We start from the raw sequence: 12,690 nt of genomic DNA on the forward strand, positions 1-12,690 counted from the left end.
TTGAACAAAGAAATGTTATTAGAAGCATCAAAATCAGCAAGAGAAAAAGCGTATGTCCCATATTCTAAATTTCCAGTAGGAGCGGCACTTTTAACAAAAGATGGAGAAGTATTTCTCGGCTGCAATATTGAAAATGCATCATTTGGGTTAACAAACTGTGCAGAACGCACTGCAATCTTTAAAGCAGTGTCAGAAGGAAAAAAAGAGTTCGTTGCTATTGCCATATCAGGCGATACCGAGGGACCTATCTCACCATGTGGGGCATGCAGACAAGTTCTAGCAGAATTTTGTGATAAAGACATGCCTGTTTATTTAACAAATTTAAAAGGAAATGTATTAGAAACAACGGTTGCAGAATTATTACCTGGAGCCTTTACAACGGAGGATTTGGATTATGCTGCAAAACAATGAGAACTATAAATCAGGGTTTATATCAATAATAGGAAGACCAAATGTAGGGAAATCTACATTTCTAAATCGCGTAATCGGCCAAAAAATTGCCATTATGAGTGATAAGCCTCAAACAACTCGAAACAAAGTTCAAGGTGTTCTAACGTTAGAAAACAGTCAAATGATTTTCATCGATACACCTGGAATTCATATTCCAAAACATAAACTTGGTGATTTCATGCTGAAGGTTGCAAAAAATACCCTTCGCGAAGTAGATGTCATTATATTTATGGTAAACGCAGTAGAACCACGAGGTAAAATTGATGATTATATAATGGAAATGCTAGAAAACAATGAAACACCAGTATTTCTTGTAATCAATAAAATTGACCAAGTGCATCCTGAAAAATTAGTGGGTATCATTGAATCCTACACTAAAAAATATGACTTCGCGGAAGTTCTTCCAATCTCTGCTCTACAAGGGAATAATGTGGATAAACTACTGGAAACAATTCAATCGTATTTACCACAAGGGCCTCAATATTATCCTGCAGACCAAGTAACGGATCACCCGGAACGTTTTATCATTTCAGAGCTAATTCGTGAAAAAGTTTTGCATTTAACGAGAGAAGAAATTCCACATTCGATTGCTGTTGTAATAGATAACATTAAAAAAGAAGAAGATACGGAAAAAGATATGATCCGTGTTTCTGCTACAATTATTGTCGAAAGAGATTCCCAAAAAGGAATTGTCATCGGTAAAAAAGGTGCTTTACTGAAAGAAGTGGGAATCAGAGCGCGTAAGGATATCGAAATGCTTTTAGGAACAAATGTTTACTTAGAGCTTTGGGTTAAAGTACAAAAAGATTGGCGTAATAAATCAGCTCACTTGAAAGATTATGGTTTTAGAGACGACGAGTACTAAGAAAGAAGGGAAGGCAATTGCTACAAAAAGTAGAGGGTATTGTCTTACGGGCTTCTTCTTATGGCGAATCCAATAAAATCGTGACCATTTTTTCGCGTGAATTAGGAAAGCGAGCTGCTATGGCTCGAGGGGCTAAAAAACCAACGAGCCGTTTAGCTTCTATTACACAGCCTTTTACTTACGGCTATTTTTTGATTCAGCAAGGTAGAGGAATGGGGACTTTGCAGCAAGGTGAAATTATTGACTCGATGAGATCTATCCGGGAAGATATTTTTACTACTGCGTATGCAAGTTTTATTATGGAATTGGTTGATAAATTAATCGATGATGAAGCGCCAAAGCCTCATTTATTTGAAATCTTGCAACAGGCATTGCATGCAATTTCAGAAGAATATGATCCAGAGGCGATAAGTTTGTTTGTGGAGTGGAAGCTTCTGCCTACTGCAGGTATTTACCCAACCCTTCACCAATGCACCAATTGCGGTGCGATAGATGGAGAATTTGCTTTTTCCTTTTCTCAAATCGGATTTCTTTGTCATCGATGTTTCTCAATTGACCCGTATATTATTAGACTTTCTCCATCCCAAGTGAAGCTTATTCGAACTTTCTATACAGTTCCTATTGATCAAGTAGGTAAGTTAACTCTAAAAAAAGAAACAAAGAGCTTTATCAAAAAGATTGTTCGCACGATTTATAGTGAACAAGTCGGTATAAGATTAAAGTCACAACATTTTTTAGACCAAATGGAGAAAACGCCAGAGTTTTTTCCACCTAAACAAGTAGATCCAAGTCCTGAAGAAGAGTAACTTCTTTGGACTTGGATTTTTTTATTAGTACAACAGGATTATTGGTGTGAAAAGATTAATATTGGACTGAGTGAAAAGTGTTGCATGAACTTAATGAGTTTCCATCTGGATCCTTAAATCCGAATCCACCAAGTCCAGTTTCATTATTTATATTTAGTGTTCCTACTTCAATACTTTTTTCTTTAAGCTAGTTGTTGAAAAGTTGTAAATTTGGAGCATAAAAGTCTATTACTCTATGGATAAATGAAGATCCTGATAAAATGTTCCAGTTGAATTATGATCCAATGATTAAAAAAACGTGGATTCAATTGAAAGCCAAAAGAATCATATAGTTACCCGAAATAAACCCAAAAAAGTAGCCATAAAATAAGCATACGATTACGTTTACCGTTCCAGTTACACTAGAGGGTAAATAACTGTTTCAATTGATGAATGAAGAAAACAAAACAAAGAAAATTGAAAACGATAAATTCGAATTCGAAACATAAAAGTTGTAGTACTTTTATGTTTAGGGAAATTATAGAGGTCTAGAAAACGTGAAGAAAATTATGAGGAACGTATGGGAAGTATTGAAACAATCTGCTACGGAAATAAAGGCGAATTGGAAGGTTGGTCAACTCGTACAAGGAAAAAGTAAAAAGATGAAAATGTATGTATTAGTTTATATGAATACCGGTTTTTTTCTTGTCTATGCAAGTCTTTGTTTTATTTCCATGCTTTATATTCTGTTTGGTATCATAGGCGGTGCTATATTAGGCATTAAGGAGAGTCCATATTGGTTCCTTTTATTTCTAATGCCAGTAGCCGCGCTGCCATTTTTGTATTTTGTACATAACATTTGGATCTCTTACTATCCTGGTTTTAAAAGGGAATATTTAACTAAGCATTCGATTCAAGTGCGTCAAGAGGAATGAGTTTCCGATGCATTCCTCTTGTGTGGGGAGACCGATCATATAACGCGAGAAAACGCCAATATATCTTATTGTAACGAAAGACCCCGCTTTGTTGAAAAAGTTAACAATCGAAGATGTAGCTGTACTACGTGAACCATTGGTATCAGGCAGGCAGAGCCCCAAAGCACTCGGCGGAGCAATTTTTTGGGGGGTCTTCATGCAAATCCTGGTTTACTATCTGGAATATACAGTACTGGGAAGAGTGACGAACTTCCCGTATAAAGAACAGATACTTACCGTTCATTTCTGGGTTACATTAGTGTTAGTAATCCTCTCCGTAATTTATGCAATTCCGTTTATTTATATAAGAAGTCAAAAAACACAATATCTAGTATCTATTTTAGTGTCACAAAATATTGCTGCAGTATTCTTATACATCAGCGGGTTATTTTTACTAGGGAAGAACCAGGAAATCTCAGAAAAGTCACTACAGACATTTACAATGGTGACATTGTCACTTGGAGTCTTGCTTTATTGCTACTGTCATCCGATTTTCTATTTTATTGGAGAAAGGGAAGTATCGCAAGGGTTCGACACGAGATGGACTTCGAGCGAAATTCGAAACGAAAACGTATATTCCAACCGTCATTATTGGAAGTACTGCTCTTTTGTTTATCATTCAATTTGCCGTGAGAACTTTCAACTTAGCCGATATCGAAGAGAATGTCATAACAGTTTTATGCTTTGCTGTATTCTATACGATGATTTTTGTGTTGCAGGAGCAGCTCGTTATCTTGTATTGCAAGTTCCGCTTCAAAAGCTTTAATTTCGATAAAAGAGGTTATTTGAATTCTGAAGACGTAGCTAAAGGAAGGAAGTTGTGAAGTCGAAATTATCACTCGTTGACAATTGTTTGCGCTATGAAACTAGAAAAAGAAGGAAGATTGACTGAAGCCATTCAATAAGCTAGAAGACTTCATAGTCAGTCAAGACGTTTACAAGATTGGAGCTATATTTTTCTCTGTTAATTCCAACCAAAAAGATTAGTTTGACATAACACTCGCCTTGGATCGGTGGTTACTTGCGCATATGGCCGACTTACTCGGGGAACGGGATTTGTCCATTTATGCCCGACATTTCATTTACATGAAAGCTAATAATGTTTTTCATAAGGGATGTAGGAGCGCAAGCGTTCAACCGTGTAGAGAGTATCTCATGGATCCATCTCTCTTTTTTATTGGGTACAAAAACGCCAGAATGTTGTTCAGCGGGCTGAACGAAATTCTGGCGTTATTTATACAATATTATTTAGTTAAAACTGTAAATGCTCTTCGATATATGCTTTTACATCAGCAATAGGCATTCTTGTTTGTTCCATGGAATCACGGTGACGTACAGTTACTTGACCATCTGTTTCTGAATCGAAGTCATATGTGATACAGAAAGGAGTACCGATTTCGTCTTGTCGACGGTAACGTTTACCGATAGATTGAGATTCATCGAAATCTACCATAAAGTGCTTACTTAAATCTGTGAATAAAGCCGTTGCACCCTCGGACAATTTTTTAGAAAGTGGTAAAATAGCTGCTTTAACTGGTGCTAATGCAGGGTGGAAGCGTAATACTGTACGAATATCTCCGCCTTCTAATTCTTCCTCGTCATATGCTTCACAAAGGAATGCTAGAGTTACACGGTCAGCTCCTAAAGATGGTTCGATACAATAAGGTACATAACGTTCGTTTGTAATTGGGTCAATATAATTGAAATCTTCCCCAGAATGCTCCATATGTTGTTTTAAATCAAAGTCCGTTCTATCCGCAATACCCCATAACTCACCCCAACCGAACGGGAATTTATATTCGATATCTGTTGTTGCGTTTGAGTAATGAGAAAGTTCGTCTTCTGAATGGTCACGTAAGCGAATAGAATCCTCAGCTACACCTAAGTTTAACAACCATTCTTTACAATAAGTACGCCAGAATTCAAACCATTCCATATCCTCACCAGGCTTACAGAAGAATTCAAGTTCCATTTGTTCGAATTCTCTCGTACGGAACGTGAAGTTACCTGGTGTAATTTCGTTACGGAAGCTTTTACCTACTTGTGCAATACCGAATGGCATTTTTTTGCGCATAGAACGCTGAACATTTTTATAATTGACAAAAATACCTTGCGCAGTTTCAGGACGTAAGAAGATTTCATTTGTAGAAGCTTCTGTTACACCTTGGAACGTTTTGAACATTAAGTTGAATTGGCGGATATCAGTGTAATCGAATGCACCACATGACGGACAAACAACATTATGTTCTTTCATAATTTCTTCCATTTTCTCGAATGAAAGACCGTCAATTATCATCTCAATGCCTTTTTTATCTAGTGCATCTTCAATAATTTTATCCACGCGATGACGTGATTTACACTTTTTACAGTCAATCATTGGATCATTAAAGTTACCAATGTGACCAGATGCTACCCAAGTTTTTGGATTCATCAAGATTGCTGCGTCTAATCCCACATTATAAGGCGATTCTTGAACAAATTTTTTCCACCATGCTTTTTTGATGTTATTTTTAAGTTCTACACCAAGGGGACCGTAATCCCATGTATTAGCTAGACCACCATAAATTTCAGATCCAGGAAATACAAACCCTCTTTGTTTTGCTAAACTAACTACGTTTTCCATTGTAATTGTCATTTGAAACCCTCCATTTAATATATATCTGCATTTTTCCCGGAAAACAAAAAAACTCGTCTCCGGGCAATAAGTGCCCGGGGACGAGTTATAAACCCGCGGTTCCACCCCGATTGATTGTTAAAAAACAATCCTCTTTAAAAGCAAAGCTCCGAGCTGCCGTTTCCTACATTGTGGGCTTTCACTGTCCCCACTCGCTTCAGGTGTAGTAATTATAATGCTCTTCAACGCTTTATTATTTGTTGCTATTGTATCACGAGCCACTTTACTTCGCAATCACCTAGCAAATAGTATATAATAATCTAGTATTAAGTATAACACTTTGAGGCGGTGAGTCCAATCGAACTCAACAAACGGCAAAACGAAATTTTGGACATAGTAAAAGGAAATGGACCTATCACTGGCGAACAAATTGCGGAGCGACTCGGTTTAACAAGATCTACTTTACGACCGGATCTAGCAATATTAACAATGGCAGGCTTTCTAGATGCTCGTCCACGTGTAGGGTACTTTTATTCTGGCAAAAAGACAAGCCAAGCAATTTCAGACAATATTGCACAAATGATGGTAAAGGATTTTCAATCGATACCAGTCGTGGTTGATGAAAGTATGACTGTGTATGACGCTATTTGCCATATGTTTTTAGAGGATGTAGGGTCATTATTTGTGTTAGACAAAAATTCTTTGCTTACGGGAGTTCTTTCAAGGAAAGACTTTTTACGAACAAGTATTGGTAACCAAGATTTGAACAAAATTCCAGTACATATGATTATGACAAGAATGCCTAACATCACATATTGTTTGAAAGAGGATACACTTTTTGAAGTGGCCAAAAAATTAATGAGTCGGCAAATCGATTCATTACCAGTTGTAAAAGAAGGAAAAGATGGGTTAGAAGTGCTTGGTAGAATTACAAAGACTAATATTACTCGTGCGTTTTTATCATTAGCCGATGACCATGATCTATAAGGAGTGAAACGATGAAAATGCTAAACCTGTTTATAGTCTCGGATTCCATAGGAGAAACGGGCGAATTAGTAGCAAAAGCTGCAGTAAGTCAATTTAGACCTGGTCTACAGCTTACTAAATTCAAGCGATTTACTCATATTGACTCTTTAGACCATATTAAAGAAATTACTGAACTTGCTAAAGAGCAAGGGGCAATAATTTTGTATACACTTGTTCAAACTAAAATGCGTCAAGCATTAATAGAGTATTGTCAGTTATATAATTTAGAATCTGTCGATTTAATAGGCCCGGTTATTAATCTATTTGAAAAAGAATTAGGTGAAAAGCCTTTTGAGGAACCTGGCTTAGTTAGAAAGTTAGATGAAGATTACTTTAAAAAAATTGAGGCAATTGAATTTGCTGTAAAATATGATGATGGAAGAGATCCTAGAGGCCTGCTCCAAGCGGATATAGTTCTAATAGGGGTATCTAGAACATCGAAAACGCCATTGTCACAGTATTTGGCGAATAAAAGATACAAAGTTGCAAACGTTCCACTTGTTCCAGAAGTTGAACCACCGGAGCAACTCTTCCAAGTAGATCCAGCTAAATGTGTGGGATTAGTCATCACCCCAGAAAAACTAAATTCTATTAGAAAAGAAAGATTGAAAGCAATTGGTTTAAATGATGATGCAAGTTATGCTAAAATAGAAAGAATCAATGAGGAAATTATCCACTTTGAGAAAATCGCTAAAAAAATCGGTTGTATTGTAATTGATGTAACGAACAGAGCTGTAGAAGAGACTGCTAATGTAGTTATTAATCATATCCAACAAAAATAATTCAGGATTTTTTAAACCGATTCACGTTAGTGAAAAGGTTTTTTCTATTGTCTATCGAATAAATAAAGTATATATTAATAGCTTAAAATGTTTTATAATAGTAGTTTGTGGAAAAATAACTATTATGAAATTTTTTATATGATTTTTTTGTCGATTCTTGCAGGATTTTTCTTTCATTTCTCGAATTATTAAAGTAGCAAGTAAAGATGGTGAGAAATTGTCGAGTCGTATAGAAGAAGAGATAATCGAACAAGTTAGAAATAACAATGATATTGTCGACATCATTAGCGAATATGTTCAACTAACAAAAAGAGGTCGAAACTACTTTGGTTTATGTCCTTTTCATGGTGAACAGACACCATCTTTTTCAGTAACACATGAAAAGCAAATTTTTCATTGCTTTGGATGTGGAGCTGGTGGAAATGTAATTACATTTTTAATGGATATTGAAAATCTTTCCTTTCAAGATGCTGTAAGTAAACTTGGTAGTCGAATTGGATTGACTATTGAGGAAAGTTCTTCTAGCGATACAGAGTCGAAAGTACCTGTTTCTAAAGAGGTCTCCCTGATGAAAAAAGCGCATGAGTTTGCGTGTGATTATTTTCATCATCTTCTGCTTTATACAGAAGAAGGAGAAAATGCGTTACATTACCTGGAGGAAAGAGGGTTTTCTAAAGAGGTTGTCGAAAAGTATAAAATAGGATGGTCCCTACCAACATGGGATGCATTAACTACGTTACTTGAACGTAAAGGTATGGATTTACAAGAAATTGAGAAAACTGGTCTCATTATCCGAAAAGAAAATGAATTAAAGTATTTTGATCGATTTCGTGGGCGAATTATGTTTCCAGTTTTTGATGAAACTGGCTCTGTCATTGCCTTTTCCGGTAGAATACTCGAAAAGAATGAAAATGAAGCCAAGTACCTAAATAGTCCAGAATCTCCCATATTTCAAAAAAGCCAGGTACTTTACAATTTAGATAAAGCAAGATTAGATATTCGAAAACAACGTAATGTGATCGTTTTTGAAGGTTTTCTTGATGTAATTGCGGCATCTAAGGCAGGTATTGAGAATGGAATTGCAACTATGGGTACAGCGTTGACGTCTTCACATATAACCAAACTAAACAGGCTCACTTCTCATGTCACGCTTTGTTTTGATGGTGACCGTGCCGGTATGGAAGCAGCTAAAAAAGCTTCTACTGCTCTGCAGGCCAATAAAATACAGACGGAGATTGCAATTATACCGGATGCAATGGATCCGGATGATTACATTAAAAATTATGGAGAAGAGGCATTTCGAACAAAGATTATCGAAAAGCCACATTCATATTTATCATTTATGATGATTGTTTCTAAGAGAGACAAGAATTTTAATAATGAAAATGATACTTTACAGTATATCCAAGAGATATTGGAAATACTGAGTGATAGAAGTTCTTCCGTTGAACGTGATTTGTATATTCGTCAGCTTTCACAAGAAACTAATGTGTCAGAAGAAGCAATTTATCAGCATTTACGTAAAATTCAAGGGAAAAAAGCAAAACAATCTAAACAGGAAACTTCTATTCCTCTCGCAATAAAACCGGAAATGACGAAGATAAAGAAAGCAATATCCGCAGATGAAAGAGCAGAGCGAATATTACTGTCCCATATGCTTCATAATCCTGGTGTAATCGATATTGCAAGAAGAAATTTAGAAGATCAATGTTTTATCAGAGATACTTATGAAGTTGTATTTGTTCGATTAACTGGATTTTATGAAGAGTATCCTGATGGTGATTTCCAACGTTTTTTAGAAGTTTTAAATGATGCAGAATTAAGGAAAATAGTAATGGAAGCAGCGCTCTCAGAACGTGATCCAGAGCATGAAACAGAGGAAGTCATGGACTGTTTGCGCCATATACGAAAATACCGGATTGAACTACGTATTACACGTAAGTTACATGAAGCAAAAGAAGCAGAAAAAATGAGTGATATTTCCAAGGCTTTGGAACTGGCTCAAGAAGCGATACAGTTGAAAAAGTCTTTGAGAACTTTAGAGTAACTATCCGGTAGCAAAAGGAGGAATTTCTTATGGCGGACAAGTCCGAACGTACAAAAGAAACAGATATTGAATTATCATTAGAAGAGGCAAAAAAACAATTAATCGATTTAGGTAAAAAAAATGGTGAACTAACTTACCATGATATTGCAGATAAATTAGCTCATTTCGAACTTGAATCTGATCAAATCGAGGAGTTTATCGAGAATCTTGAAGGTAGAAATATTGAACTTAGCCGTAAAGATGGTGATGAAGAAGATTTGGATCGTTTAATGAAAGGGAAGGAAGAGACCTTCGATTTAAATGATTTAAGTGTACCACCTGGAGTTAAGATTAATGACCCTGTTCGAATGTACTTGAAGGAAATTGGAAGAGTAGACTTACTAAAAGCTTCTGAAGAGGTTGCGCTAGCTGAGCGTATTGAGCAAGGCGATGAAGAAGCACGAAAACGTCTAGCTGAAGCAAATCTTCGCTTAGTTGTAAGTATTGCAAAACGATATGTTGGGCGTGGAATGCTATTCCTTGACCTTATCCAAGAGGGTAACATGGGTCTTATTAAGGCAGTAGAAAAATTTGACCATCGTAAAGGATTCAAATTTAGTACGTATGCAACATGGTGGATTCGTCAAGCAATCACACGTGCAATCGCAGACCAAGCTAGAACGATCCGTATTCCTGTTCATATGGTCGAAACAATTAACAAATTAATTCGTGTTCAACGTCAATTATTGCAAGATTTAGGTCGTGAACCATCTCCTGAAGAAATTGGAGAAGAAATGGACTTGCTGCCAGAAAAAGTACGTGAAATTTTGAAAATTGCTCAGGAACCTGTTTCTTTGGAAACTCCTATTGGAGAAGAGGATGATTCTCATTTAGGAGATTTCATAGAAGATGCAGATGCACAATCACCTTCGGATCATGCTGCTTATGAACTTCTTAAAGAGCAATTGGAAGATGTCTTGGATACACTGACGGATAGAGAAGAAAACGTATTACGTTTACGTTTCGGTTTGGATGATGGGCGTACGAGGACCCTTGAAGAGGTTGGGAAAGTATTTGGAGTTACTCGTGAGCGTATTCGTCAAATTGAGGCAAAAGCATTACGCAAACTGCGTCACCCTTCTAGAAGTAAACGTCTGAAAGACTTTTTAGAATAGAATGTAAGACATCCGCTACGGGTGTCTTTTTCTATATTCTATGATTCTTACTATACTGGTTGGACCAGATGAAAAGAGGACTAGATATGTCGCTGCAGCGTAAGCAAATTATAATGAATGAAATTGCGTTTTGGAAAAAAAATAAGCTGCTACCAGAGCATTATTGTGATTTCCTTCTAGCTTTATACGCCCAAGGAGAAAATCAGGGGAACGAACTAGCGGAGAATGCCTCTAAAGCAGTATTAGCAAAAACACAAAAAAATAAATTATTATTATATACAATAGTCGGTTTATTAACCGCCTTATTATTAGCATCTCTGTTTGTTGTAACAACAGCAATTTTTATACCTATTATTCTTGTAGCAATTGCTATTCTTTCTTTTTTATACATAGCTATTAAACTAGTAAAAAATAAATCTATAATGGCACCACTTCTTTTTGTATTTTCAGCACTATTGTTATTAGGATTATCCTTTAAGGTCTGGGATGTATACTTTGTAGATCATCCCTTATTATTAATCGGTTTAATCTTTGGGAACTGCTTGTTATGGCTATTTTCTGGGTTACTGATGAAGTTAGTGTATTTTAGTATTTCCGGGATTTTAGGACTTTTATTAATTATTGGCTATTTTATGATCAATTAATTTATCCAAGTATTACTCCAAATATATATATATAGACAAAGTTCATCAAATGCCATCAATTATTCACATATGTGACTGATTGATGGTATTTTTTTAATATAAGGTAGACTTATTATAAGTTTATTGTAATAAATCTTTGAATTTCTAATATTTTCAGTATAATAGGAATGTAAGCGTTTTTATTTACAAAGGGGATGAAATAAATGAATTTTGATTTAACACAGGAACATAAAATGATACGCAAAACAATTCGTGAGTTTTCGGATGAGGTTGTAGCGCCAGGAGCAATTGAGCGCGATAAAACGAAAGCATTTCCAAGAGAAATCTTTAAACAGTTAGCCGACATGGGGATGATGGGCTTACCGTTTTCAGAAGAGTATGGCGGAGCAGGAGCAGATACAGTTAGTTTTGCAATTGTTACGGAAGAGTTGAGTAGAGCATGTGCTTCTACAGGTATTACTTATTCTGCGCATATATCGCTTGGTGGTGCTCCACTTAATCTATTTGGTACAGAAGAGCAAAAACAAAAATATCTAGTTCCAGTTTGTACAGGTGAATCATTCGGAGCTTTTGGTTTAACTGAGCCTAATGCAGGATCAGATGCTGGTGGTACACAGACAACTGCGAAACTTGACGGTGATGATTTTGTTATTAACGGAAACAAAGCCTTTATAACGAATGCTAGCTATGCGAAACACTTAGCTTTAACAGCTATTACAGATGTTAAAGATGGAAAAAAAGAAATTTCAGCAATTATTGTACCAACGGATACTGAAGGATTTACGGTCATTGACAACTATGAGAAAATGGGGCTGAATGCATCTAATACAACGGAGCTAGTGTTAGAAAATGTACGAGTGCCACAGGAAAACTTGTTAGGAGAGAAAGGGAACGGATTTAAACAATTCCTAGTAACGCTTGACGGTGGTCGGATTGGTATTGGTGCAATGGCAGTAGGAATTGCACAAGCTGCGTTTGACAGAGCACTCCGTTATTCTAAAGAGCGCAAGCAATTTGGAAAAACACTTTCGGAGTTCCAAATAACCCAATTTAAATTGGCAGATATGGCAATGAAAATTGAACTTGCCCGCACAATGGTACACAAAGCTGCATGGTTGAAAGATCAAGGGCGTGCATTTGGTAAGGAAGCTTCCATGTGTAAACTATATGCATCCGAAATTGCAATGGAAGTAGCAGATCAAGCTATTCAAATACATGGTGGGTATGGCTATATGAAAGAATACGAAGTAGAACGCTATATGCGTGATGCAAAATTACTGGAGATTGGTGAAGGAACTTCTGAAGTTCAAAGAATGGTAATAGCTCGTCATATTGGTTGTTAAAAGTAG

12 protein-coding genes are annotated in these 12,690 nt (G+C 36.3%); 11 read left to right on the plus strand and 1 reads right to left on the minus strand.

Features of this window, described 5'->3' with window-relative positions:
• The 5 genes from LDK52_RS17395 to LDK52_RS17415 all read left to right on the plus strand — a co-directional run bounded on the left by LDK52_RS17395 (position 1) and on the right by LDK52_RS17415 (position 3,898).
• Complete coding sequence (locus LDK52_RS17395) at positions 1-411, plus strand: cytidine deaminase (RefSeq protein WP_277587185.1); 411 nt, start codon at positions 1-3, stop codon at positions 409-411.
• Entirely contained in the window at positions 395-1,315 is a 921-nt protein-coding gene (gene era / locus LDK52_RS17400; RefSeq protein ID WP_277587186.1) for a GTPase Era, read from the plus strand. The genes LDK52_RS17395 and era overlap by 17 nt, the downstream gene beginning before the upstream one ends.
• Positions 1,316-1,332: 17 nt before the next feature.
• Positions 1,333-2,121 (plus strand): DNA repair protein RecO, encoded by a 789-nt coding sequence (recO, locus tag LDK52_RS17405; RefSeq protein WP_277587187.1) that lies wholly within the window; start codon positions 1,333-1,335, stop codon positions 2,119-2,121.
• Positions 2,122-2,669: 548 nt separating this feature from the next.
• Complete coding sequence (locus LDK52_RS17410; RefSeq protein WP_277587188.1) at positions 2,670-3,035, plus strand: hypothetical protein; 366 nt, start codon at positions 2,670-2,672, stop codon at positions 3,033-3,035.
• A 497-nt stretch (positions 3,036-3,532) separates the two neighbouring features.
• On the plus strand, positions 3,533-3,898 hold the full coding sequence (locus LDK52_RS17415) for a hypothetical protein (RefSeq protein WP_277587189.1): 366 nt from the start codon (positions 3,533-3,535) through the stop codon (positions 3,896-3,898).
• Positions 3,899-4,326: 428 nt separating this feature from the next.
• Here LDK52_RS17415 and LDK52_RS17420 read toward each other — a convergent pair whose 3' ends face one another.
• Positions 4,327-5,709, minus strand: a complete 1,383-nt coding sequence (locus LDK52_RS17420) for a glycine--tRNA ligase (protein WP_277587190.1) — start codon at positions 5,707-5,709, stop codon at positions 4,327-4,329.
• Positions 5,710-6,036: 327 nt separating this feature from the next.
• On the opposite strand from LDK52_RS17420, the gene ccpN reads away from it, so the two are divergent.
• From ccpN to LDK52_RS17450, 6 genes are all read left to right on the plus strand, one after another.
• Entirely contained in the window at positions 6,037-6,675 is a 639-nt protein-coding gene (ccpN, locus tag LDK52_RS17425) for a transcriptional regulator CcpN (protein ID WP_277587191.1), read from the plus strand.
• An 11-nt stretch (positions 6,676-6,686) separates the two neighbouring features.
• Positions 6,687-7,496, plus strand: a complete 810-nt coding sequence (locus tag LDK52_RS17430; RefSeq protein ID WP_277587192.1) for a pyruvate, water dikinase regulatory protein — start codon at positions 6,687-6,689, stop codon at positions 7,494-7,496.
• Positions 7,497-7,713: 217 nt separating this feature from the next.
• Complete coding sequence (gene dnaG, locus LDK52_RS17435; protein WP_277587193.1) at positions 7,714-9,543, plus strand: DNA primase; 1,830 nt, start codon at positions 7,714-7,716, stop codon at positions 9,541-9,543.
• Positions 9,544-9,572: 29 nt separating this feature from the next.
• On the plus strand, positions 9,573-10,697 hold the full coding sequence (gene rpoD / locus LDK52_RS17440; RefSeq protein ID WP_277587194.1) for an RNA polymerase sigma factor RpoD: 1,125 nt from the start codon (positions 9,573-9,575) through the stop codon (positions 10,695-10,697).
• Positions 10,698-10,783: 86 nt separating this feature from the next.
• Positions 10,784-11,341 (plus strand): hypothetical protein, encoded by a 558-nt coding sequence (locus tag LDK52_RS17445; protein WP_277587195.1) that lies wholly within the window; start codon positions 10,784-10,786, stop codon positions 11,339-11,341.
• Positions 11,342-11,544: 203 nt separating this feature from the next.
• Positions 11,545-12,684: an acyl-CoA dehydrogenase family protein gene (locus tag LDK52_RS17450; RefSeq protein WP_277587196.1), complete on the plus strand. Its 1,140-nt coding sequence runs from the start codon at positions 11,545-11,547 to the stop codon at positions 12,682-12,684.
• Positions 12,685-12,690: the final 6 nt, after the last annotated feature.

Origin of the sequence: Psychrobacillus antarcticus (assembly GCF_029533155.1) — a bacterium.
GTDB classification, from domain to species: Bacteria; Bacillota; Bacilli; order Bacillales_A; family Planococcaceae; genus Psychrobacillus; species Psychrobacillus antarcticus.

Bases quoted from the DNA above. Each gene is read 5' to 3' on its own strand.
- era (WP_277587186.1), top strand. From the start codon at position 395: ATGCTGCAAAACAATGAGAACTATAAATCAGGGTTTATATCAATAATA.
- LDK52_RS17410 (WP_277587188.1), top strand. From the start codon at position 2,670: ATGAGGAACGTATGGGAAGTATTGAAACAATCTGCTACGGAAATAAAG.
- LDK52_RS17420 (WP_277587190.1), bottom strand. From the start codon at position 5,709: ATGACAATTACAATGGAAAACGTAGTTAGTTTAGCAAAACAAAGAGGG.
- LDK52_RS17430 (WP_277587192.1), top strand. From the start codon at position 6,687: ATGAAAATGCTAAACCTGTTTATAGTCTCGGATTCCATAGGAGAAACG.
- rpoD (WP_277587194.1), top strand. From the start codon at position 9,573: ATGGCGGACAAGTCCGAACGTACAAAAGAAACAGATATTGAATTATCA.
- LDK52_RS17445 (WP_277587195.1), top strand. From the start codon at position 10,784: ATGTCGCTGCAGCGTAAGCAAATTATAATGAATGAAATTGCGTTTTGG.
- LDK52_RS17450 (WP_277587196.1), top strand. From the start codon at position 11,545: ATGAATTTTGATTTAACACAGGAACATAAAATGATACGCAAAACAATT.